Origin of the sequence: Paenarthrobacter sp. AMU7 (assembly GCF_041200195.1) — a bacterium.
Lineage (GTDB): Bacteria > Actinomycetota > Actinomycetes > Actinomycetales > Micrococcaceae > Arthrobacter.
Genome location: NZ_CP165735.1, coordinates 438,481 through 459,884 on the forward strand (window position 1 = coordinate 438,481; position 21,404 = coordinate 459,884).

At 62.1% G+C, this 21,404-nt stretch carries 23 protein-coding genes and 1 pseudogene; 17 read left to right on the forward strand and 7 right to left on the reverse strand.

All coding sequences use genetic code 11. The annotated features are described in order from the left end of the window. The first annotated feature begins 78 nt into the window (after positions 1-78). Positions 79-507, forward strand: a complete 429-nt coding sequence (locus ABQM86_RS02110; RefSeq protein ID WP_026541746.1) for a hypothetical protein — start codon at positions 79-81, stop codon at positions 505-507. Between the two features lie 49 nt (positions 508-556). On the opposite strand, the gene ABQM86_RS02115 is transcribed toward ABQM86_RS02110, so the two are convergent. Then, entirely contained in the window at positions 557-934 is a 378-nt protein-coding gene (locus tag ABQM86_RS02115) for a hypothetical protein (RefSeq protein ID WP_207595877.1), read from the reverse strand. A gap of 296 nt (positions 935-1,230) precedes the next feature. Between ABQM86_RS02115 and ABQM86_RS02120 the strand changes: the two genes are divergently transcribed. Genes ABQM86_RS02120 through ABQM86_RS02135 form a run of 4 tightly spaced genes read left to right on the forward strand, consistent with a single transcriptional unit; the run spans position 1,231 to position 6,567 of the window. Next, a complete protein-coding gene (locus ABQM86_RS02120) occupies positions 1,231-2,793 on the forward strand; it encodes an aspartate aminotransferase family protein (protein ID WP_369745820.1) in 1,563 nt (520 codons plus the stop codon). Beyond that, positions 2,790-4,145 (forward strand): lysine N(6)-hydroxylase/L-ornithine N(5)-oxygenase family protein, encoded by a 1,356-nt coding sequence (locus ABQM86_RS02125; protein ID WP_369745821.1) that lies wholly within the window; start codon positions 2,790-2,792, stop codon positions 4,143-4,145. The genes ABQM86_RS02120 and ABQM86_RS02125 overlap by 4 nt, the downstream gene beginning before the upstream one ends. Beyond that, positions 4,142-4,732 (forward strand): GNAT family N-acetyltransferase, encoded by a 591-nt coding sequence (locus ABQM86_RS02130; RefSeq protein WP_369745822.1) that lies wholly within the window; start codon positions 4,142-4,144, stop codon positions 4,730-4,732. Before ABQM86_RS02125 ends, ABQM86_RS02130 begins: the two co-directional genes overlap by 4 nt. Continuing rightward, positions 4,729-6,567, forward strand: a complete 1,839-nt coding sequence (locus ABQM86_RS02135) for an IucA/IucC family siderophore biosynthesis protein (RefSeq protein WP_369745823.1) — start codon at positions 4,729-4,731, stop codon at positions 6,565-6,567. The genes ABQM86_RS02130 and ABQM86_RS02135 overlap by 4 nt, the downstream gene beginning before the upstream one ends. 56 nt (positions 6,568-6,623) lie before the next feature. On the opposite strand, the gene ABQM86_RS02140 is transcribed toward ABQM86_RS02135, so the two are convergent. Next, complete coding sequence (locus tag ABQM86_RS02140) at positions 6,624-7,949, reverse strand: BNR-4 repeat-containing protein (protein ID WP_369745824.1); 1,326 nt, start codon at positions 7,947-7,949, stop codon at positions 6,624-6,626. A 58-nt stretch (positions 7,950-8,007) separates the two neighbouring features. On the opposite strand from ABQM86_RS02140, the gene ABQM86_RS02145 reads away from it, so the two are divergent. From ABQM86_RS02145 to ABQM86_RS02175, 7 genes and pseudogenes are all read left to right on the forward strand, one after another. Further along, on the forward strand, positions 8,008-8,787 hold the full coding sequence (locus ABQM86_RS02145) for an SDR family oxidoreductase (protein ID WP_207595882.1): 780 nt from the start codon (positions 8,008-8,010) through the stop codon (positions 8,785-8,787). Positions 8,788-8,955: 168 nt separating this feature from the next. Further along, complete coding sequence (locus ABQM86_RS02150; protein ID WP_369745825.1) at positions 8,956-10,698, forward strand: sigma-70 family RNA polymerase sigma factor; 1,743 nt, start codon at positions 8,956-8,958, stop codon at positions 10,696-10,698. 328 nt (positions 10,699-11,026) lie between these two features. Continuing rightward, positions 11,027-11,758: a DEAD/DEAH box helicase family protein gene (locus tag ABQM86_RS02155; protein ID WP_369745826.1), complete on the forward strand. Its 732-nt coding sequence runs from the start codon at positions 11,027-11,029 to the stop codon at positions 11,756-11,758. 865 nt (positions 11,759-12,623) lie between these two features. Then, a complete protein-coding gene (locus ABQM86_RS02160; RefSeq protein ID WP_369745827.1) occupies positions 12,624-13,025 on the forward strand; it encodes a hypothetical protein in 402 nt (133 codons plus the stop codon). Further along, complete coding sequence (locus ABQM86_RS02165; protein WP_369746615.1) at positions 12,982-13,521, forward strand: DNA-processing protein DprA; 540 nt, start codon at positions 12,982-12,984, stop codon at positions 13,519-13,521. Before ABQM86_RS02160 ends, ABQM86_RS02165 begins: the two co-directional genes overlap by 44 nt. Further along, positions 13,487-13,750 (forward strand): annotated as a pseudogene (locus ABQM86_RS02170) (single-stranded DNA-binding protein); the annotation flags it as partial. The gene ABQM86_RS02165 and the pseudogene ABQM86_RS02170, both read left to right, overlap by 35 nt. 133 nt (positions 13,751-13,883) lie before the next feature. Further along, a complete protein-coding gene (locus tag ABQM86_RS02175; protein ID WP_369745828.1) occupies positions 13,884-13,997 on the forward strand; it encodes a hypothetical protein in 114 nt (37 codons plus the stop codon). 190 nt (positions 13,998-14,187) lie between these two features. Here the strand turns inward: ABQM86_RS02175 and ABQM86_RS02180 are convergent, their stop codons facing one another. Together ABQM86_RS02180 and ABQM86_RS02185 are read right to left on the reverse strand one after the other, a co-directional pair. Beyond that, the gene (locus ABQM86_RS02180; protein WP_280625990.1) at positions 14,188-14,490 is read right to left on the reverse strand and encodes a hypothetical protein; all 303 of its coding nucleotides are present in this window, start codon (positions 14,488-14,490) and stop codon (positions 14,188-14,190) included. Positions 14,491-15,626: 1,136 nt separating this feature from the next. Then, the gene (locus ABQM86_RS02185) at positions 15,627-16,103 is read right to left on the reverse strand and encodes a hypothetical protein (RefSeq protein ID WP_369745829.1); all 477 of its coding nucleotides are present in this window, start codon (positions 16,101-16,103) and stop codon (positions 15,627-15,629) included. Positions 16,104-16,181: 78 nt separating this feature from the next. Between ABQM86_RS02185 and ABQM86_RS02190 the strand changes: the two genes are divergently transcribed. From ABQM86_RS02190 to ABQM86_RS02200, 3 genes are all read left to right on the forward strand, one after another. Continuing rightward, on the forward strand, positions 16,182-16,706 hold the full coding sequence (locus ABQM86_RS02190; RefSeq protein ID WP_369745830.1) for a recombinase family protein: 525 nt from the start codon (positions 16,182-16,184) through the stop codon (positions 16,704-16,706). Between the two features lie 61 nt (positions 16,707-16,767). Beyond that, positions 16,768-17,361, forward strand: coding sequence for a hypothetical protein (locus ABQM86_RS02195; RefSeq protein ID WP_369745831.1), 594 nt, complete (start codon positions 16,768-16,770; stop codon positions 17,359-17,361). 365 nt (positions 17,362-17,726) lie between these two features. Beyond that, positions 17,727-17,951 (forward strand): hypothetical protein, encoded by a 225-nt coding sequence (locus ABQM86_RS02200; protein ID WP_280625999.1) that lies wholly within the window; start codon positions 17,727-17,729, stop codon positions 17,949-17,951. Positions 17,952-18,147: 196 nt separating this feature from the next. On the opposite strand, the gene ABQM86_RS02205 is transcribed toward ABQM86_RS02200, so the two are convergent. Continuing rightward, positions 18,148-19,221: an FUSC family protein gene (locus ABQM86_RS02205; protein WP_369745832.1), complete on the reverse strand. Its 1,074-nt coding sequence runs from the start codon at positions 19,219-19,221 to the stop codon at positions 18,148-18,150. Positions 19,222-19,354: 133 nt separating this feature from the next. Between ABQM86_RS02205 and ABQM86_RS02210 the strand changes: the two genes are divergently transcribed. Together ABQM86_RS02210 and ABQM86_RS02215 are read left to right on the forward strand one after the other, a co-directional pair. Beyond that, positions 19,355-19,825 (forward strand): SRPBCC family protein, encoded by a 471-nt coding sequence (locus ABQM86_RS02210; RefSeq protein ID WP_207595884.1) that lies wholly within the window; start codon positions 19,355-19,357, stop codon positions 19,823-19,825. Continuing rightward, complete coding sequence (locus ABQM86_RS02215; protein ID WP_207595885.1) at positions 19,822-20,337, forward strand: GNAT family N-acetyltransferase; 516 nt, start codon at positions 19,822-19,824, stop codon at positions 20,335-20,337. The genes ABQM86_RS02210 and ABQM86_RS02215 overlap by 4 nt, the downstream gene beginning before the upstream one ends. 11 nt (positions 20,338-20,348) lie before the next feature. Here ABQM86_RS02215 and ABQM86_RS02220 read toward each other — a convergent pair whose 3' ends face one another. Together ABQM86_RS02220 and ABQM86_RS02225 are read right to left on the reverse strand one after the other, a co-directional pair. Continuing rightward, positions 20,349-20,768 (reverse strand): VOC family protein, encoded by a 420-nt coding sequence (locus tag ABQM86_RS02220; protein ID WP_369745833.1) that lies wholly within the window; start codon positions 20,766-20,768, stop codon positions 20,349-20,351. Between the two features lie 9 nt (positions 20,769-20,777). Then, entirely contained in the window at positions 20,778-21,401 is a 624-nt protein-coding gene (locus ABQM86_RS02225) for an FMN-binding negative transcriptional regulator (RefSeq protein WP_207595887.1), read from the reverse strand. Positions 21,402-21,404: the final 3 nt, after the last annotated feature.

Consider the following 21,404-nt stretch of genomic DNA (forward strand, 5'->3'; position numbering starts at 1 on the left):
CGGCAATCGGGGCCCCAACCCCGGTTGCCGCGCATTTTCAACAAACGTACAACCCAGAAAGAACCAGGTAGCCACACCATGAAGAAGACTGTTGCGTGCATTGCGGGAGTGCTGGTTTCGGCAGCCGCACTGGCCGGTTGTTCATCGTCCCCGAGCAACGAGGCGGGGACATCGCCGTCGTCAACTACAACCCAGGCCGCCACCACCGGTGAGGCAAAACCTGCCAACCCGGGCACCGGCATCATCGAGGCCACCAAAATGACGTCCTGCGATACTGCGCAGGGAAAGGTGACGGCAAAGGGGACCGTGACTCCTCCCGAGGGAACCAAGGGCACGGTCAAGATCACCGTCAGTTGGGTGGATCCGAAAACCTCGGCCGTCCTCGCCCGCGGAGAGCAAACCTTCAAGGACGCCGCAGCGGGCAAAGCCCTTGACTGGGTAGCCAACGCAGAGGTGACCAAGCCTGCCACGGAGATCAAGTGCGTCCTGGGGGCCACGGTTTTGTAACCAGTCAGCTCAAGCAAATACCACGCTGAAGCGGTCGGTCAGGTATCCACTACCTGGTCGGCCGCTTTTTTTGCCACTGAACCGCGTGCCAGAACAGCAGGCCCGCAGTGATCAGCAAGGCGGCCAGCAGTACGTAGGGCGCGTTGGAAAGCAGGATGAACTTCATTTGGGCTGCTTCGGCGGATTCGGCGGGCTGGACGAATTGCGGAGAGCTCACTATCGCACCGACTGACGTAGCCAGCGCCCAGACTCCAAGCCAGGCCAAGCCGGCGTCCATGACCCACAACGCAATGATGAACGGGTTGAATGGAGTCCGCTTGCGTTCCCGGTCCGCAGGCTCCGGCACATGGGGGCTGACGGCCTGCACAGCGTTGCCATGCTCGTCGATTTCGCGGAAGCCGATGCGCTCGTGGACGTGGTCCTTCATAGGTCCCCCAACCGTTGACTGCGGATAGTCCTTGCACTCTACTCCTGTAGTCGCGAAGCCCGACAAGGAAGAGCTACGCCCAGGCATGGCCCATTGCCGACACTCCATGGCCGAAAAGAGTGCCACATTTTGCACCCAATGCAGTCTGAAAGAAAGTCAATGACGCGCAACTGGGCGGTACACAGGCGAGAAAGCGCCTTCTGAGCGAAATAGGTCACAAAAGTTTGACGGAAAGGCTTACCTAAGTAAGGCTTACCTTGCTAACAAGCGCCCCAACGCAATGGAAGGAAGCTGACGTGACGTCACCCAGTGTCGAAGAGCGGATCGCTCAGGAGCAGGATTTTGGCTCCAAAGTGGAACTGGCCCTCGCTGCCACCAACCAGCTGTTCAACGCACGAAATTCGCCCAGCTACGTCGCGCAGGTTCTCCAGGGAGTCAACGCTGTCTCCACCAAGGTCCAGCGGACCACCCAGCCGTTTACCGGCGTCGGGCACGCTGAACTGAAAGCCAAGGTTGGCGCTGTGGACCTTGAACGTCCGCTGCCGGACACGGCTGCGGCCCTGGAAGAGCTCGATGAGCTCTACCTTAAGGACGCCATCTACTTCCATGATTCCCGCTACGCTGCGCACCTCAACTGCCCGGTGGTTATCCCTGCGCTGGTTGGAGAAGCCGTGCTTTCGGCCGTGAATTCCTCCATGGACACCTGGGACCAGAGCGCGGGAGCCACCATGATCGAGCGCCGCCTCATTGACTGGACCGCCGAGCGCATCGGGTTCAGCGCCGAAGCTGATGGCGTGTTCACGTCCGGCGGCAGCCAGTCCAACTTCCAGGCGCTGCTGATTGCCCGCAACCACGCTGTCGCCAAACTGCGTGTGACGAATGGGGACGCGCGCCTGCCCCACCTTCTTGACCGCCTCCGGATCTTTACGTCCGCGGACAGTCACTTCAGCATCCAAAAGTCCGCTTCCATGCTGGGCCTGGGCTTCGACGCCGTCATCGCGGTCCCCACCACCGAAGACCACCGCATGGACCCCACCGCTCTGGCGGCTGCTTTGGCGGAAGCGCACGATGCCGGCCTGGTGCCGATGGCTGTCGTGGCCACTGCCGGGACCACCGACTTCGGTTCGGTTGACCCCTTGTCCGAAATGGCCGCGTTGGTTCGCGCCTATGATTCCTGGCTGCACGTGGACGGCGCCTACGGTGGCGGGCTCATCGTGTCCGGCCGCCACCGGCACCTCCTGGACGGCATCCACCTGGCGGATTCCGTCACGGTGGACTTCCACAAGACGTTCTTCCAGCCCGTCAGCTCCAGCGCAGTCCTGGTTCGCAACGGCTCCATGATGGGACACGTGACCTACTATGCGGACTATCTGAACCCGGAAAGCGCCGCAAAGGCCGAGATCCCCAACCAGGTGGACAAGAGCATCCAGACAACGCGCCGCTTCGATGCCCTGAAGCTATGGCTGACCCTCCGCATCATGGGTGCCGACGCCATTGGTGCGCTCTTCGACGAAGCGATCGACCTCGCCGCCCGGGTGGGCACCCTGCTGGCTGATGACGCCGAGTTCGAGCTCGCTGCCGCACCGCAGTTGAGCACCTTGGTGTTCCGCTACCGCCCAATGGTTGATGGTGCACCCCTCAATGACGACACTGCAGATGTACTCAACCCCGCCATCCGCGCAGCCATCTTCGCTTCAGGCGAGGCCGTGGTTGCCGGCACCAAAGTTGCTGGCCGCCATTACCTCAAATTCACCCTCCTCAACGCCGAGGCGAGCCTGAGGGACATCCAGGAAATCATCGAACTTATCCGCCGGACGGGCGACAGCCTGCTGGCGAACACCACGGAGGCTGCAGCGTGAGCACCCAAGACAACGGCAAGATCTACGACGTCGCAGGCATCGGCGTCGGGCCTTTCAACCTGGGCCTGGCCGCGCTGAGTGAGCCGGTCGACAACCTGGACTGTGTTTTTCTGGACCGTCGCGAGTCCTTCGACTGGCACCCGGGCATGATGCTCGAGCCGGCCCACCTGCAGGTGCCGTTCATGGCGGACCTCGTAACGCTGGCTGATCCGACATCGCCGTTCTCGTTCCTGAACTTCCTGAAACAGACGGGGCGTCTCTACCGCTTCTATATCCGCGAGAACTTCTACCCGCTGCGTGCCGAGTACAACCAGTACTGCCAGTGGGTGGCCGGGCAGCTGGATTCCGTCCGTTTTAGCACGGATGTGCTGGATGTGACGTACGACGACGGCGTGTACCGGCTCTCTGTGCAGGGTCCGGATGGCGCTGAGGTGCTTCGCGCCCGCAAGCTGGTTCTGGGCACGGGCACATCCCCGTATATCCCGGACTCCTGTGCAGGCATAGTGGAGGCTGGCGGACTTGTCCTCCACAACGCCGACTACCTGTCGAGGAAGAGTGAGCTGCAGTCCAAGCGCAGCATCACCATCGTGGGCAGTGGCCAGAGCGCTGCGGAGTTGTACTACGAATTGCTTCAGGAAATCGACGTCTATGGCTACCAGCTCAATTGGGTGACGCGCTCGGGCCGTTTCTTCCCGCTGGAGTACACCAAGCTCACGCTGGAGATGACGTCGCCGGAGTACGTTGACTACTTCCACTCGCTTCCCGGCGAGCAGCGCGATTCCCTGATCAAGAGCCAGAAGAACCTGTACAAGGGCATCAACTCGGACCTGATCGACGACATCTACGATCTCCTCTATACCAAGAGCCTCTCCGGCATGGTGGACACCCAACTGCACACGCATTCCTCGCTCACTGCCGCAGAGTGGGATGCCACCACCGGCACGCACACACTCCAGTTGCACCACGAGGAACACGGCCAGGGCTACTCGTTGGAATCCGAAGCCGTGGTTCTGGCCACCGGCTACACCTACAAGGAGCCCACCTTCCTGGCGGGCATCCAAAACCGGATCCGCCGCGACGCCAAAGGCCGGTTCGACGTCGAGCGCAACTACGGCACCGGGGTGGAACCCGGCGAGATCTTCGTCCAGAACGCCGAGCTGCATACGCACGGATTTGTGACGCCTGACCTTGGCATGGCCGCCTACCGCAACTCGTGCATCCTGAGGGAAATCACCGGCCGTGAGGTCTACCCGATCGAGCGCAGCATCGCGTTCCAGCAGTTCGGTGCACCCGCTCCGGCGGCTGCCGCAGAACCTGCCGCCGTCCCCGAAACCGCTGGGGCCACCGTATGAGCTTCACGTTCCGTCCCGTCGATCCGGTAACGGACGCACCTGTCCTCCACAGCTGGGTCAGCAAAGAATACGCCCGGTTCTGGGGCATGGTTTCGGCCACCGAGCAGGACGTGGTGGAGGAGTACTCGAAGATCGCTGAGTCCGGCCACCACCAGGCGTTCCTGGGGCTCGACGACGGCGCCCCTGCCTTCCTGATGGAACGGTACCGGCCGGAGTCTTCGCCGTTGGCGGACGTCTACGAGGTCCGTCAAGGCGATGTCGGCATGCACCTCCTGGTGTCACCTCCCACCGGCGCGCCCCAGCCTGGTTTCACCACCGCCGTCATGCAGTCCGTCATGGCCGAACTGTTCGCTGACCCCGCAACCCGGCGGGTCGTCGTCGAACCTGACGCCCGCAACCACAAGATCCATGTTCTCAACGAGAAGGTGGGGTTCCGGCCGCACGGTGTGGTGACCCTTCCCGCCGTCGATCCTGCCGAAGACCATAAGCAGGGCCTGCTGAGCTTCTGCACGCGCGAGGATTTCCTCGCCACCCTCACCCCGATTCTGGCCGCGCCTGCCGCGGCGACCAGAGGAGAATCCCTATGACCACCACTGCCGATACCGTGACCACTGCGGTTGATTCCGTATCCCACCTGACCCCTGAACGGTGGACGATTGCCAACCGGCACCTGGTCCGGAAGGCCATCGCCGAGTTCTCGCATGAACGCATCCTGGTTCCGGAGCTGATCCGGGAGGAGGGCAACGGCGTCGGGCTTTACAAGGTAGTGAGCGATGACGACGCTACGGAATATCGCTTCCGTGCCCGGGTGCTCCAACTGGAGCACTGGTCCGTCTCCGGAGACTCCATCTCGCGGCTGCGGGACGGTGAAGAGCTTCCGGTGGACGCCTTGGACTTCATTGCCGAATTCCACGAGGCGTTGGCCATCCGCCAGGAAATGCTGCCCGTGTACTTGGAGGAGATCAGCAGCACGTTGGCCAGCCACGCCTACAAGCAGGGCAAGCCGTTCAGTGCCGCGCAGTTGGCTGCCGGCGTCACCGGCGGTACTGACCGGGCCGCGGATTTCCAAGCCATTGAACACAGCATGACTGAGGGCCACCCGTGCTTTGTGGCCAACAACGGCCGTTTAGGCTTCGGGATTACCGACTACCACGCGTTCGCGCCGGAAACGGGTGCCACGGTGAAACTGCAGTGGATCGCGGTGCATCGCAGCAAAGCTGTGTTTACGTCCAGCGCCGGGTTGGATTACCGGACGCATTTTGAGGCCGAACTCGGGCCCGCGACGCTTGCGTGGTTCAACGCGGAACTGTCCGCTTCCGGCTTGAATCCCGAGGACTACCTCCTCATGCCGGTCCACCCGTGGCAGTGGGACAACAAGCTCACGGTGACGTTCGCGGCAGAAATCGCCCAGCGCCACATCGTGAACCTGGGCACCGGTGAAGACTCGTACCAGGCCCAGCAGTCCATCCGTACGTTCTTCAACACCGACTACCCGGAGAAGGCCTATGTGAAGACGGCCATGTCCGTGTTGAACATGGGCTTCATGCGGGGACTATCCCCGCAGTACATGAAGGCGACGCCGGCCATCAATGACTGGCTGCAGGAACTGATCGGCAATGACCAGGAGCTCCAGAACCGGGGCCTGGCCATGATCCGTGAAACCGCGGCCATCGGCTACCACAACCACTACTACGAGGCTGCTTCGGCCAAGGGTTCGCCCTACCGGAAGATGCTCTCGGCCCTGTGGAGGGAAAGTCCGCTGCCGTTGCTCAAGGATGGGCAGCAGCTGGCCACCATGGCTTCCCTGCTGCATGTGGATGCCGCAGGGGAATCTGTGGTTTCATCGCTGATTCAACGCTCCGGCCTGGCTCCCACGGAGTGGCTTCGCCGCTACTTTGAGGCTTATCTCGTGCCGCTGGTCCATTGCCTCTTCGAGTACGAGCTCGCGTTCATGCCGCATGGCGAGAATGTGATCCTGATCCTCGAGGACGGTGTGCCCGTCCGTGCGATCATGAAGGACATCGCCGAGGAAATCGTGGTGATGGGGGAGCGGCTGGAACTGCCGGAGGAAGTCTCGCGCATCAAGGCCGAGATCCCCGCAGAGGAAATGGTCCTGGCCATCTTCACGGACGTGTTCGACTGCATCTTCCGTTTCCTCGGAGCAATCCTTGTGGAGGACGGGACACTGCGCGAGGACGAGTTCTGGGGGACTGCCGCCGCCGTCCTGCGGGAGTACCAGCAGCGTCACCCGGAACTTGCAGACCAGTTCGCCATGCATGATCTGTTTGCCCCGGACTTCGAGCTCTCCTGCCTCAACAGGCTGCAGCTCCGTAATAACCAGCAGATGCTCGACATCTCTGATCCCTCCGGTGGGCTCCAGATGGCAGGCCGCCTGGCGAACCCGCTGGCGAAGTTCGCCTAGTCAGGTCCCGCGAGGGGTTGGCTTTCGGCACTTTCAAGTGTTGAGAGAGTCGAGAGCTAACCCCTCGGCGAGGAAATTAGCGCCATGATCTCCGTTTGGTAAGCCTGCGAGGACGTCATCGATCCCCGGAACCAGCACAGTGCGTGAACTGACGGATCGCCCGGGACCACCATGGGCCTGAGATTATCCACCGTGGATCCCTCCGTGATGGCTTCCCACGTCCAACTCGCACCGGAATCGGCCGTGGTGCCCCGGTAGATCTCGTAGTGCGGTGTGGTTGCACCCGTTCCAGGATCCACGGGCGTCGAGATGTAGACGCGGTCCAGGTCGTTGGGGTCCACCGCGCCCAGTCCCGTGTAGTCCTGTTCGTGCGGCAGCAGGCCGGGGCCAGCGATGGCGAGGGGGTGCAGCTCCCAGCCCGCGCCATCGAAGCGCGCGTACAGCAGGCGGTGATCGTCGACGTCGAGCATTTGCTCCCGCTGCAGCGGACCGTTCACGTCGTTGGCCCGGCAGGTGACGATCGCGGCAAGTTGGTTGCCTTGCCGGCGAAGGTCAGTAGTCCAGCCATGGGTGAGGACGTCGCCGTCGAGCGTTATTCCGGCTTCGAAAACTGTGGTGAGGACTGACTGGTTGATGCCCGCCGAGCCGGTCAACGGCTTGCTGACCACGTTCCCCGCGGCGTCGTGGAGAGCGTCGTTCTGGAGATAGCCGTGGTAGATGCTGTTGTTGAAATCGCGTGGATGGTGATCCGTGGTGATGAGGTCGATCCGGTCCGTTCCGTTGCTGACATACCGGGTATACCCGTTGACGTAGCCGATTTTCGGGCGCGTGAAGAGCTTGCCCCCGTAGCTCCAGGTGCTGCCATGGTCGTCCGAGATCATCAGCGTGGGATCGTCGTTGATGGCCCGGACAAAGTTGTAGACCCGGTCCTCCTCGCGCAGATGATGCAGGTTGGAGTAGGTGGCGCCACGGCCGTCGGCCAGTTCGGTCCAATCGAAGTGCTGCTCCGGCTCCCATTCAGAGGCGTCGTGAGGGCGTGTAGAAATCCGCCAACGTGAGTAATTGTCCGTCTTGTGCTTGGCGTACATCGCCACGTAGCGACCATCCGGCCGGATCAGGATGGCCGGGGCATTGTGGTCATCGGACTCCAGCCGCCCATGGAGCACATGGACGCGGCTCCGGCCGGTGGCGAGGTCCAAGACCGCCACCTCGATGTTCCCGCCACGTTCGGCACCCCCTGGACCTTCCGGAGCGGCGACCGAACCCACCAGCATGGTGTTGTTCGCGGGGTCTATCAGTGCACGTTCGTCCTGGAACCAGCACCAAGCGCCGTTGTTGTTGAGGAGTAGTGGCACGTGCAGTGATGGGACGGTGTTGACCATGGGAATCCTTTGCGGCTTTGCATCGTTTCAATTCCGGTGTGGGTACTAGTCTAGGCGCATGACGACTCGAGCCAACGAACTCACTGCCCTGGTGACAGGTGCCACCGCCGGGCTCGGTGCGGAATTCGCCCGACAACTTGCTGAAGCCGGACACCACCTGGTCCTGGTGGCCCGCGACGAACAGCGCCTGAAAGAAACGGCCGAAGCGCTCGAACGCGACTTCAGTATCTCGGCGGAGGTCCTTTCCGCTGACCTGACCACCGACGTCGGAGTTACAGCGGTGGCGGACCGCTTGCGGGATGCTGCGCGGCCCGTGGATGTCCTGGTCAACAATGCCGGCATCGGGCTGTTGAAGTCGTTCGAAAGGAATGACCTGGACGAAGAAAAGCGCCATCTGCGGCTCCACGTCCAGACGCCCATGGAACTGTGCCACGCGGCGTTGGAAGTCATGCTCGCCCGCGGCAAGGGCCGAATCATCAACGTCGCCAGCGTGGCGGCGTTTGCCAACAGGGGCACCTACTCGGCGGCCAAGGCATGGCAGGTGACATTTAGCCGGTGGGCGAACATCACCTACGCCAAGTCCGGCGTTCAGGTCACTGCCGTATGCCCGGGTTTCACGCATACCGAATTCCATGACCGTATGGGAATGGACAAGTCAGTGGCTCCCCGTTTCCTGTGGCTCACAGCCGAGCGCGTGGTGCGTGAAGGGCTGGAGGACAACGCCAAGGGCAAAGGTGTTTCCATTCCGACGCGCAGGTACAAAGTGGTCAGCTTCTTCGCACGTGTCCTGCCGGCAAAACTGACGTCGGGCCCGCCTCGGCGTCCGCTGGAGCCATAAGGCTGCCAACGTGTTCACTTGGGGGGCTTCCGGATTTAGGCTGGGGCTGGAGTGTGGCACCGGGCGCGGCTGCCGCACGGGGGCTACAGCAGCGTGGCCCCGCAAACAGGGCCTTACGAAGGTCTCGTTGATCCGTGTACGAATGCCGTGTCCGAAACGGGCAGCAGCATGGGCGGAACAGCACCGGCGGACAGCAACGGGCGCCACGGAACAGGCTTCGGCGGAGACGGCAATGGTGCCGTGGCTGACAGCGACATGGATTTGGTCCTTCAGGTTCGCGCAGGCCATCGGACTGCGTTCGAGGTGCTCTTCGAGCGGCACCAAGGGGTGGCGCGGAAGGTAGCAGCGGCGCAGGTGAACAACTTTGCAGACGTTGACGACGTCGTGGCTGACGCTTTCACGTCCGTTTACCAAAGCATCACCGCAGGGAAGGGGCCCGACACTTTCTTCCGCGCCTACCTGCTGACAGCCGTGCGGCGTTTTGCCTATCAAACCAATCGGGGGGCGTCGCGTACCCGCCCTACTGCTGAGTCGTTCGTGTTGGATTCAGCGGTGTTCCATGATGATCCTGCCGTGGCCCACTTCGAATCCAGGGCCGTTACCCAAGCGTTTCGTTCCCTCCCTGAACGGTGGCAGGAAGTCCTTTGGTATGTAGACATTGAGGGGCTGAAACCCGCTGCGGTTTCGCCGCTGATTGGCTTGACCCCCAATGGGGTTTCCGCCTTGGCGCTCCGTGCGAGGGAACGCCTGCGCCAGGTGTACCTGCAGAACCACATCACGTCATCCACTGGAGATAGCTGCGAAGAATACTCAACACAGTTGGGTGCGTACTCCCGCGATGGGCTGAGGAGGCGCAGCCAGGACAGGGTGCGGGCACATCTTGAGGGCTGCCCCAAGTGCACTGCCTTGCTGCTTGACCTCAACGATGTGCAATCGGCCATGCGGGCTGTGGTCTTCCCGTTGGTAGCAGGAGCAGCGTTTACCTCCGTCTTCCCTGCGCTTGCGGCCGTGGGCGCCGGAACAGGGGTGGGCGCCGGCTTGGTGCATGGCATGCCGCACAAGGAGATGGCCTTCTTCTTGAAGGTAGGCGCTGGAGTGATGGCCGTGGCAGCAGTGTCGGTGGGCGCAGCCGTAGCTTTGAGTGGCGCAGGGTCAAACACAGCTGAGGTACCAGTGGCGGAGGTATCTCCTACTCCTCGAGGGCAAGTTTCTTACGGTCCTGATCCAGCCGCCCCGGGAGCCGGGGAGCAGGATCAGCCTCAATTTCCGGCCCCCAATGAGCCTTCGAGCGGAGCGGTAGAGGAGCCTGCCGTGTTTCCGTTTCCCGTACCAACGAAACCAGCGCCCAGCGGGTTTCCAGCCCCCTCGCCGTCCTGGAAGAATCCACTGTTTCCGACGTTCGCCCCGACGGGGCCGCCAACCCTCCCTGCACTGGTTCCGCTCCCGGGCGCAACCCCGACCCCAAGCCCAACTTCGACACAAACGCCCACGGCCACGCCAAGTCCAACTTCCACGGCCACGCCCAGCCCTAGTTCCACCGCCACGCCATCACCGGCGCCCGCTGTGACAGCCACGTTCCGTGCTGTACCAGGGACCACGGCCTCGGACACCAACATCACCATCACCTTCACACTTCAGCCCGGGCCGGTGCCCTCCAATGCGGAAGTTGTGTTCGCAATTTCTGCCGGCGCGGACATGATCCCGGGAAAACTGATCGAACCGGCAGGCTGGAACTGTTCGTCGGATGACGCTGCCACCAGGCAATTCCGGTGCAGCAGCAATGCTGTTGACCCTGATGCGTTGGAATTCTTGCTGGGCGTCTCCAAACAGGACGAAGGGGAAACAACCACCCTTGATTACCAATTCAGCGGCACCGGTATTGAGACGGCCACATTCTCCAACACCTTCTAGGGAACATTGACTGGACTCCAGTGCGGGGGAACCGGGTGAGGAAACTGGGGCACCCAGCGGATGCCCGCCTCCGACATCCTCAAACAGGTCCTCGAACAAAGGCCGGTGCGCGTCACCGACGAAAACGAAGACAAACGCCGGATCCTGAACCCCACCGAAACCGCAGCAGCGCAGGAAAAGGCCCAGCTGCTGCAGGAACGGTTCAGGGAATGGGTGTGGGAGGAACCCGAACGGGCCAACCGCCTCATCGACGAATACAACCGCCGCTTCAACTCCATCGTGCTCCGGGGACGACAGCACCGAAGGGGAGCGGCTGACCCTGCCCGGCATGGCCAAAGACTTCTCCCCACGCCCGCACCAGCGCGCAGCCGTCGCACGGATGCTCTCCGAACCAGCCGTCGGTCTCTTCCACCAGGTAGGTGCCGGAAAGACCGCAGAAATGGTCATGGGCGTGATGGAACTGCGCCGACTAGGCATGGTCAACAAGCCCGCCGTCATCGTCCCGAACCACATGCTCGAACAATTCGCCCGGGAATGGCTGCAGATCTACCCGCAGGCGCGCATCCTCGCCGCCTCATCGGCCGACCTCGCAGGTGACAAACGCCGGCAGTTCGTTGCCCGTGCGGCAGCAAACCAGTGGGACGCCGTGATCATGACCCGCACCGCCTTCCAACGCGTCAGCCTCAGCCCGGAAGCCGAAGCCGCCTACATCAATGCTGAAGTCATTCAGATGCGGGCCGAGCTTGAAGCGGTCAAGGACAGCGGCGAGGACAACGGACGAGCCAACGCCAGCATCATCAAACGGCTGGAAAAGGCAGTGTTGGCCCAGGAAGAAACGCTCAAAGCCAAACTCGACACCCCGGCCGACCCCGGGATCAGCTTCGAGGAAACCGGCATCGACTACCTCGTTGTGGACGAGCTGCACGACTACAAGAACCTCCGCACGCCGTCAAACATCCTGGGAGCGGCAATCCAGGGCTCCAACAGGGCGTCGGATCTGCACATGAAGACCGAGTTCCTGCGCACCGCCAGGAAGCGGAACCACCTTAGACCGCGATGAGCCCGGCCGGTTCCGGGCAGAGGTGCCGGATCAGTCATGCCTCAGTTTCCCGGTTTATACCCGGCCCCGCTACCTCCAGTGGCCCGTGTTGTCCAGCCCGACGTAATGGGAGTGACCGAGGGTCTTTCCACGGTGGAAATCCCGGAGTGCACGTTCCGACTCCGGATCTGAATCTGCTGGCCTCTGCTCCGTCCGCCTCAACAGGTAAAGCGCGATTGACGCAACGATCAACAATCCTGCCGCAATGACTACACCTAACAACTCCATGGCTCCCCCTTTTATGAGCACAACTATAGATTCCCCTCGTCGGCTGACCCAGGTTCCTGGGCCATCACGGCCCTAGAACTTAGTGCATGCTCGAAGAGCTCGCACCCGTCTGGGCGTCCACTCCGCTTCGCTCCGTGGTCGGCTGTTGGGGCCAGGGCATGCCGTCGCAGAGCTCCTGCACGCCCTGGCCCTGTCCTCGTCTGCGACGTTTTGGCTGCTGTCCTTCGGATTGTACGTGCCCGCTCCACCCGGTCTAGCCCCTCCTTCGTCGGGGCCTGCGTGCCGGGAATTTCCCTGCGGCGCTGATTTCCTTCGGGAATTTCCCGTCCCTTGCCCCATGGGTAGACAGGCCTCCGTCGGGCACAGCTCCGCAAGCTTCGCCAGCAGCCAAAACAACGGCGGGGGAGAGGGGAGCTGGCCACTCACCACGAGCGCCCCACCCACCGACAAAACAACGAGGCGACGGGCAATCCGTCGGTCAGCCACACCCTTTTCCGACGCTTGACAAGACATAGAAGCATCGGGGGAGCGGGGACGTTGGCCTGTCACCATTGGTCGCCCCACCCACCCAACTTCTCGGACAAGAAGGAGCAACACCATGAACGACGAAAACCGCATTGCACGCGCGGCCCTGACCCGCATGTTCACCCCGGGCGATGACGTAGCCCGTAAGCTCGTAGCCCGTCACGGCGCACACCCCGCCTACCGCATGGCCCTCCGTGCCCGGCCCCTGTTTCCGTTCTGGGACGTCACCGCTGATGAACTTTCGAAAGGGCTGGACTGCTGGGCACCGGCACCCCGCGACCTCGACACCGACACAATCGAGGCCGAGCTGGAGACCATTGAACGCCTTGGCGGCGGGTTCCTGGTCCCCGGTGACGAGCACTGGCCCGAGGGGTTGGACGACCTGCCCACCCCCCCACGGGCTCTGGTACGTCGGGAACATCGCCCAGGGAATCCCGGCCCCGCAGCGCACAGCGGCATTGACCGGATCCCGTGATTCCACCAGCTACGGTGCTGCCGTCACCGCCGAAATGGCCCATGGACTGGCACGGCGTGGCATCTGCGTAATCTCCGGTCTTGCCTACGGCATCGACGCCCACGCCCACCGTGGCGCACTTGCTGGCAGCACCGGGACGGGACCGGCGACGATCGCCGTCGCCGCTGGCGGCCTTGACCGGGTTTACCCGTCCGGTAACGCCGACCTCGCGGCAGCGATCAAAACCACCGGCCTGATCGTCTCCGAACAGCCCATCGGTACCGCACCCACGCGGGCACGCTTCCTGGACCGGAACCGGATCATCGCCGCTCTGGCCGGAGTGACTTGTGTCGTCGAAGCCCGGTGGCGCTCAGGTGCGCTGAACACCGCGCACCACGCCGAAACCATCGCCCGGCACGTCGCGGCAGTACCCGGAAGCGTGCACAGCGCGAACTCCGCAGGCTGCCACCGGCTCCTGAAAGTCGACTCCCCGAGCCTTCGATTCCGCCTCAAATGAGTGGAAAGACGGTGAGACATTGTTCCTTCGGGCTACCGCGTGGCGGGAGATGGCCGAGAACGTCGCTGCCTCCCTGACCAAGGGGTCCAGGGTTATCGCCTCAGGGCGGCTGAAGTCCCGTTCCTTCGAGACTAAGGAAGGTGAGAAACGCACCGTGATCGAGCTCGAGGTGGATGAGATCGGCGCCAGCCTGCGCTTCGCCGAAGCCAGAATCAGCAGGACGCAGCGAGGCAGTCAAGATGCTCCTTACGCGCAGCCGGAAGACTCTCGTGTTGCGGGCTAAACGTGATGACAGCTCCATCAGTGCTAAATTCACCCGCGATGATGCGGAGCAGATACGTGCGGCCCTAAAGGCTGTCGGTATGGAGGAGGGATACGCCTCGGTCAACGACTTCGTCGAAGCAGCCGTCAGGCGGGAGCTTCGGAGAGTCCAACGAAAATATAACGGCGGAAAGAAATGGCTGGCGTGCCTTTAGGTGGGCTGCGGCCCGGACGCCGAACCAGGGAGGAAACGGCTCGCTATGAGGACGGTCGTAGTTCGTGAGTGCGCTGCTCCGGTATTCGTTCACAGCAACGGCGTGCTTCCCCGCACGGAGTCGTACAACAGGACACCGCCGGACGGCAAAGCGCCAGGACCATTGTCGACGGTCCCGGCGCTCCACCACTTCAATCGACGTCTCGGCCCAAGTCAGCCTCATGCTGGAGGGTACTGGCTGTGCGCTCTGGCGACGTACCGTTGCCCATCCAATGGAGTGCAAAGCCAATCGCTGTCAATGCTGCCCCAAAAGGCGCAATTCCGAACTGCACCATCGAGATAATAACTTTTGCAAACCAAACTCCAGAAACTAGGTTTCGATCGATCGAGGCTTCAACCCATCCAGTGACGTAGACGGCTGAAACCGCGATTACCGAACCGATGAGACTAACAATGATTCCCGTAAGAATGAATTTCTTCGCGCGGTTATCCATTGCCGAGACCCTTCCTATGGCTAGCTATATATCCCCCCACCGTAGTACCCATACTGGGACCGTGACAGGACTTTAGGGTAGGCGGAAACGTTGTCCCACGGGACTGTGTAGCCGCCGGTTGCGCCGCATCCTAACGAATACCAAGCCGCCCATAGGCCAAATGAGCCACCGTTGTATCCGGTGTAATAGCCTTGGCCTTGCAGGCACGCTTGGGTACTAAATGCCCCATCGACATACCAGGTGTAGGTGTGGCTGCAGCATCCTGACAGCGAGGTGAGTCGCTGAAATGGGCCAAACCATGCAAGGCCCGGTCCGTACGTAAATCTTGTGTCGTTTACGCCCATCGTTGTGAAACCGCCGTCCGCGCTCCTCGACGATTCCTCCCGCCCGGCTACTTCTGTTTGGGCGACCTTCGCCGACACCTCTTGAACATCTGCTGCCGCCACAGGCCCTGGCGGCAGGTCCAGATCAGCAGCGACCTCAGGAGTGACAAGCAACGCGTCCCGATATTCCTCCGGCACGGCGAAGAACTCGTTGCCGGCATCTGTGGTGTCGGATGGCGCACCCAAGACGTAAATTCCTTGGCCCGAAGCGGGTGGTGCGTCCTCGTTCGCCGAAGAAGTAGCGGAAGCCGGAAGAGCCACCCCTGAAACGAGCACAAGGGTAGCTGATACAGCTGAAATGATGGTTCTGATTTTCACTCAATCCCCCCAGATTGGTTTGAAGAGGCAGGCGCATCATTGCGAAACCCTGTACCTCTGGGGCCATCCTAAAGACGCAGATGGATCTTTGCAAGGCAACTCATCGACATACAACACAACTTTAAGAAGCACTCATACAAAACGACAAACTATTTTTACTACATTGTTATGTTCTGGTTTTCTATGGGTCACTATTTGCGGTTCATGGGCACCATAGTGCTCCACTAGGCTGCTCTGGAGACCTGAGCGAAGTCGATGGCAGACCCAACGCAGTGGCGCGCGGCATCTTGGCGTGCTGGTAACACCGCAGTCGATTCGAGTGCGGAGGCTCCGAGCATGCTTAAGTGTCTGCCGATATGGCCGCTACAGAGCGGGACAGCCGCATATTACGCGGCTGCACGAGTTTAAGTCTCTGGGGAATAGACGCGCTGCCTCTTATGCGCCGTTGATGGACCTGTATTGGCCGCCGAGTTGTTCCGCGAGGTTCTTTAGGTCCCTGCCGCTGGCTGGTTCTTGAAGGGCCTTGGACAGGTCTACAACCATCCAATTCTTGCCCTCGACCAGGGCTAACGGTTGCGAGCTGTCCGCGTACAGTTGCTGCTCAGCGTTTCGCGCATCTTCAGTCTGGAACCACTCGACCTGCACCCTGTCAGCGCAGACGCTGTATTCAGCCGTGTGGCCGGCCAGATCAGGGTTGACGATAGGTTCAGTCGTTGGTGTCTCATCGCAGCCTATGACCTTATGAACGGCCTGGCGGGCTGCCTCGAGAGACGCGAATTCGGTGGCGGTTGAAGCATCGGAGGCCTGACTATTTGAAGCCGGTTTTACCTCCCCGCCACAAGCTGCAAGCGATGCCACCAAAGCTACTGCTGCCGCTGCGGTAGCCAACGTTATTTTGTCTGTGTTCCTCATCGGACACCCCCCATGTCAGTAATTCATACTTGCACAATGAGGGGCGGAACGTAACAGGCGCGCAAGAGTTCTTCCCCAGTGCTGTACCGGCCCGGTGACACTGGCTGGGAGTATGTCGCTACTTTCACCGATTACGCCTCCGGTTCCACGCGGGACCGCCCCGAATGGCAGCGGTGTTTAGACTTCCTCCAACCCGGAAACGTGCTGGTGGTTTGGAAGCTGGACCGCGTGGGGCGATCCACCGCAGACCTCGCCCGTATCGTGACCGAACTGGACCAACGAGGCATCCAGTTCAAGTCCCTCACCGAGAGCTTCCTGGACACCACCACCGCCGACGGCCGACTGATCTTTCACATCTTCTCCGCACTGGCGGAGCATGAGCGAAGCAGGATGCTTGAACGAACCCGGGCCGGGCTTGAAGCGGCCCGTGCTCGCGGACGTGTTGGTGGCCGGCCTTCAACCATGACCCCGGCCCAAGTCACCGCCGCACGCACCATGCACGCGAAGAAGACACCCATCACAGAAATCGCTCAGGTGCTCGGCGTCGGACGGATGAGTGTAAGCCGCGCCCTACGGAAGCAGCAGGCCGAACAATCAGCTTGAACTGATCCCCTCCAGGCAGTGGCGAGAATTATCTTGACATTGTTCGAAGGGGACTCTCACCATGGACGTACTTGCAACGGGACTCGCCATCCTCGGCGGCGTAACAGGCCTGTCCGGCTTCATCGTCTCCATACGGGCAGACCGCCGCGCAACGCGGGCCGACAGGCGCGCGGCCGCAGCCGACGTGCGTGCCGTCCGAGCCGAAGAAGAAGGCAAACGAGCAAGGCAGCGCGAACTGTGGACAGAAGTCATTGGCGCCGCCCAAGACCTTACCGGAGCCGTCGTTGTGTACCAAGACCTCAGGCCCCTTCTAGTGCGGCTACGGATTGCGAGAACTGAACTCGTGGACGGAATCCAGGACGCTCACTACAAGCAGTTGGGTGAGTGGATGGCAGTCGATCATGTTGTGCTTGCCAAGTTGTTCGACAGCACAATGAGAAATATCGAAGGACAAGATTGCACGCTTGAGCAGTTGGAACAAGCCCACCGTCCTGCCCATGGCTGGGTGGCCGCATTTGTCGTCAACTTGAGGATCATGCGGCAGTTAGAGCCGGGCCCGGAGGCTGAACGTCAAATAGAGGAGCTCCTCGCCGCTGCGCACCAAGCCCATGAACATCTAGATGGCGACAATCTGAGAATGCAGGACGTCGTCTAAAAGTCGCTTCAACCAGTTTCTTCGTCGTGGCCCGAACATCAAGAAGGGTAGAAGAATGCTGAGGATTCCTTCCCAGCCCCTCGCCCACATGGGCACGGCAAAAGCTAAATCCTTCGGGCTTTTCCCGCACATGTGGACGACGGGACCCAGCTGACCGCCTGCACACAACCACCACATCACCACCGGGATAAACCTCACCAGAGCGAGCAGTGGCCGTGCACAGCCTCCTCCCAGCGCGGCCGGGTTTGGAGGTGATTCGATGATCCACCTTCTGTTGGCTCGACGCTGCGGCTGCTCTAGAGCTCAAACTCGCTAGCTTGCTGGATGAACGGATCGAGGACCTTCCCAAACCACAGCGTAGGGGCATGGCACGTGCAACACTGGGCCGGTACATCGACATCGCGGAAGCCTCGGGCTTCGAGTTCGATGCGACCTTCGAGGAACTGAGGCGCATGAACCTGGCACGTAACGACGCCATCCACCGCGCGCAAGCACCCGACTATGTTGAGACCTTTAGCTTGCTTCATGTGGTCGGTAACTTTCTGAGATCTCCCGTCCGTACCAAGGAAGCATCGGCCGGTACAGATTGAGGAGCGACCCCTGGCCCCAGCCATGTTTCGGTAGCGGCGAAAAATGCTGAACTGTGTCAGCGTGGTGACCGCCCGGCGTGCCAGCTTTCCGAGCTGGGTGCGGGGTGCTTTGTGGCGTGACTGTGAGGTCTTTGACTGTAGCTGTTTTGGGGCCCAGATAGGATGACACTTCAACCTGGTCGTCCAGAACTGACAGCTACTGCAGCTCGCGACTCCGTGGAGCCCGCACCAGCACCGCCACCGCGATGCCCACCACCGCTCCCACGAAAGTCTCGATGGCACGCTCCATCACCAGTACGCCCGGATCCATGGGGGCCGCGAGTTGGGCGATCAGCAGGATCACGGGAGTGAAGAACACCATGGCCCACCCGTAGTGCCGCGCCATGAAGAGCTCGGTAGGGAACTGGCACAGGACCACCAGCACTGCCAACACCACGGCGGTGTGGCCCGGGAAGTACTGGAGCGGCGACAGCGGGCTGGGGAAAAGTACGACGGCGACCACCGCCAACCCGAGGAACGTCCCCACGATGCGGTGGATGCCCCGGTGGACGCGGCTGGGGAGATCGGCGCCAGCGAGGGGTACGGCCGCGGCGGCCATGGCCCAGTGCGGATGGCCGCTGCCGCTGAGGATTCCGATGGCCCCGGCCACGCTGACAGCGAGGGCATACCGCGCAGCATGAACCATGGCCGCCTGGACCAATGGTCCCTGCCGGAGGGGGCCGCGGAGAACGGGAACGTCGCGGACGGCGCCGGACTCCCACCCACGGTGCCGGAACCACCCGGCGAAGCCAACCAGCAGCGACAAGGCGGCGGACGCAGCCCCGATGAGCACCGCCGTCGTGAGTGGGACGTTGGTTGGCACCGAAGCGCAGGCGCCCAGCGCGAGGATGCCAAAGAACGGGCCGATGGGCTTGAGGCGGACGGCATCCGCATACAGGGATCCAGCTCCGGCGAACAGGGTGGCCACCAGCACCAGCCACCACGAGTGGATGTGGTGGACGGAAAGGAACACCCCGATTGTCAGCCCACCCACCAGGAACAGGGCGGCCTGGGCTTGGTGCTTGAGCCTGAGCTGATGCGTTTCGTTGCGTCCGTACATCCCTGTCAGCGCACCGAACACGGCGTACATCATGAGGTCCGGGCGGCCGATGAGAATGAGGAACAGTCCCGGGACTGCGACGCTCAGGGCAACACGGACGGCGGAGAGGCGATCGTTGTTGGCCGGGCCCAGCCGATGGAGTTCACGGGCATGGGCGATGATTGCGGGCACGGGGGAACACCACCAATCATCGAGGGACTCCCTTGAAAATTATCAGGATGGCCAACTGTGCCGCCATAAGCCCGGTCACAAGCCGTAGCGAGATGGGGCACACGGAGCCGGGAAGGTCTGGGAAGATCAAGGTATGCCCGTCGCTTTCGTCTGCCGCACCCGCTCCTCCATGCCGCCGCAGGAGTTGTTCGATCTCTCCCGCAACATCGATGCCCATGTGGGATCGATGACCAAGAGCCGCGAGAAGGCAGTGGACGGGGTCACCACTGGTTTGATCTCCGAAGGCGAGACCGTCACCTGGCAGGCCTGGCACCTCGGAGTCCGGTTCCGCATGACCAGCCGCATCACGCAGATGGAGGCGCCGGCGTCGTTCTCGGATGAACAGGTGAAGGGCCCCTTCAAGTACCTCCGCCACACGCATGAGTTTCGGCCGGACGGCAGCGGGACGCTCATGGTGGACACCATCGAATTCGCTGCCCCCTTCGGACCGTTGGGCCGCTTGGTGGAGAAGCTGGTCCTGGGCCGCTACATGCAAAACCTGATCGAGAAGCGCAACGAATTCCTGGTGGCCCAGGCACCCCCGGCACTGGACGCCCGGCAATGATCAGGCTCGCGCATGCGGACGATCTCCTGATTCTGCAGGACATCGAGCGTGCCGCGGGCCAGGCGTTCCGGGCGTTGGGAATGGATTCAGTCGCGGACGACGAGCCACTCTCCACCAATGAGCTGCAGGGTTACGCCGCAGCGGGCCGGGCCTGGGTTTCCGTCGACGGACTCGACTACCCGGTGGCGTACCTCTTGGCGGATGTCGTTGACGAGGCCGGGCATGTGGAACAGGTCAGCGTCCATCCGGACTACGCGCACCAAGGCCTGGGCCGCGAGCTCCTGCATGCCGCCCGCGTATGGACCCGCGGCCATGGAATGCAGCGCCAAACCCTGAGCACCTTCCGGGATGTGCCATGGAACGCCCCGTACTACCGCCGCCTTGGCTTCGAGGTGCTCGACGCCGGCAGCTGGGGTCCGCAGTTGACCCGCCTGATGGAGCACGAGGCTGGACTGGGCCTGACCCGTTGGCCGCGGGTAGCGATGTGGCGTCCAGCTGTCCCGCCCAGGTAGCCCCGGCACCGTCAGTCCGCTACCAGCTCCACCTCATAGCTGTCCGTGTTGAGCAGGTAGGCAGCGTAGTGGTCCGGGCCGCCGGCGTGCGGGTATTTCGACTCGAACATTTCGTACCAGCCTGCATCCGCGCCGAGCGCCCTGATCCGGTCCACATTTTCGCGTGTGCCTGCGTGGAAGGCCACGTGATTGACCCCCGGATCAGTGCGGCGGTGGGTTGTTGCAGTGACGGCATCCGTCTGCTCCACCACAACGTAGGTGCCGCCAAGCTTCCAACTGCACCCCGTGGGCCACTCCTGGAAGGGCTCGTAGCCGAGCTCGCCCAGCAACCAGCCCCACTCTTCCCTTGCCCTCTCAAGGAACGGCACCCAGATCTCCAGGTGGTGGATGGACCCCTTGGGTTTTGGGGATTCCGAAGCAACCTCACGCATGCGCCGAGTCTACGAGGTCCGCGCGCGTTCCACATCGGCTGCGCTCGCCGAGTCGCCACGGGCCCGGAGTCCCGCGATGACTCCGTCAACATCAGCCGGAGTACGGTTCTGGCTGAGTTTCGTCTTCGCTTCCACCCGGGTGATGACGAGTTCGACGCCGACAATCGCCTTTAGCTGACCGGCAATGAACCGTTCGGGTGCTTCGTCAACGGTCCAGGGTTTGGGCATGCCGGCCTCATGCTGGTTCGACAGGCGCCGCACGTGCCGGCCCAACCATTCGGCGTCGTCGTGGATCACCAGTTCACCGTAGACGTGGGCCGTGGAGTAGTTCCAGGTGGGCACCACCCGTCCGTGCGCCGCTTTGGAGGCGTACCAGGACGGAGAAATGTAGGCATCGTTGCCTTGCACGATCATGAGAGCCTCACCGACAGCAGCTGAAGACCACTGGGTGTTGTTGCGGGCCATGTGCGCGTGCAGTGCACCGTGCTCACCGATCGAGGGTTCGTAGACGAACGGCAGGAGGGTGGCGAGCAACCCGTCCTCCGTCATGGTCACGAGGTTGGCTGCTCCGGCGTGCCGGAGCAGCGACTCGACGGTGTCGGGGGAGGGGGCAAAGTGTGCTGGTGTGTACATGGT

What these genes read in the sequence shown, in the direction of transcription:
- ABQM86_RS02110 (WP_026541746.1), top strand. Translation starts at nt 79, where the DNA reads ATGAAGAAGACTGTTGCGTGCATTGCGGGAGTGCTGGTTTCGGCAGCC.
- ABQM86_RS02115 (WP_207595877.1), bottom strand. Translation starts at nt 934, where the DNA reads ATGAAGGACCACGTCCACGAGCGCATCGGCTTCCGCGAAATCGACGAG.
- ABQM86_RS02130 (WP_369745822.1), top strand. Translation starts at nt 4,142, where the DNA reads ATGAGCTTCACGTTCCGTCCCGTCGATCCGGTAACGGACGCACCTGTC.
- ABQM86_RS02135 (WP_369745823.1), top strand. Translation starts at nt 4,729, where the DNA reads ATGACCACCACTGCCGATACCGTGACCACTGCGGTTGATTCCGTATCC.
- ABQM86_RS02140 (WP_369745824.1), bottom strand. Translation starts at nt 7,949, where the DNA reads ATGGTCAACACCGTCCCATCACTGCACGTGCCACTACTCCTCAACAAC.
- ABQM86_RS02145 (WP_207595882.1), top strand. Translation starts at nt 8,008, where the DNA reads ATGACGACTCGAGCCAACGAACTCACTGCCCTGGTGACAGGTGCCACC.
- ABQM86_RS02150 (WP_369745825.1), top strand. Translation starts at nt 8,956, where the DNA reads ATGGGCGGAACAGCACCGGCGGACAGCAACGGGCGCCACGGAACAGGC.
- ABQM86_RS02155 (WP_369745826.1), top strand. Translation starts at nt 11,027, where the DNA reads ATGGCCAAAGACTTCTCCCCACGCCCGCACCAGCGCGCAGCCGTCGCA.
- ABQM86_RS02160 (WP_369745827.1), top strand. Translation starts at nt 12,624, where the DNA reads ATGAACGACGAAAACCGCATTGCACGCGCGGCCCTGACCCGCATGTTC.
- ABQM86_RS02175 (WP_369745828.1), top strand. Translation starts at nt 13,884, where the DNA reads ATGGAGGAGGGATACGCCTCGGTCAACGACTTCGTCGAAGCAGCCGTC.
- ABQM86_RS02180 (WP_280625990.1), bottom strand. Translation starts at nt 14,490, where the DNA reads ATGGATAACCGCGCGAAGAAATTCATTCTTACGGGAATCATTGTTAGT.
- ABQM86_RS02185 (WP_369745829.1), bottom strand. Translation starts at nt 16,103, where the DNA reads ATGAGGAACACAGACAAAATAACGTTGGCTACCGCAGCGGCAGCAGTA.
- ABQM86_RS02195 (WP_369745831.1), top strand. Translation starts at nt 16,768, where the DNA reads ATGGACGTACTTGCAACGGGACTCGCCATCCTCGGCGGCGTAACAGGC.
- ABQM86_RS02200 (WP_280625999.1), top strand. Translation starts at nt 17,727, where the DNA reads ATGGCACGTGCAACACTGGGCCGGTACATCGACATCGCGGAAGCCTCG.
- ABQM86_RS02210 (WP_207595884.1), top strand. Translation starts at nt 19,355, where the DNA reads ATGCCCGTCGCTTTCGTCTGCCGCACCCGCTCCTCCATGCCGCCGCAG.
- ABQM86_RS02215 (WP_207595885.1), top strand. Translation starts at nt 19,822, where the DNA reads ATGATCAGGCTCGCGCATGCGGACGATCTCCTGATTCTGCAGGACATC.
- ABQM86_RS02220 (WP_369745833.1), bottom strand. Translation starts at nt 20,768, where the DNA reads ATGCGTGAGGTTGCTTCGGAATCCCCAAAACCCAAGGGGTCCATCCAC.
- ABQM86_RS02225 (WP_207595887.1), bottom strand. Translation starts at nt 21,401, where the DNA reads ATGTACACACCAGCACACTTTGCCCCCTCCCCCGACACCGTCGAGTCG.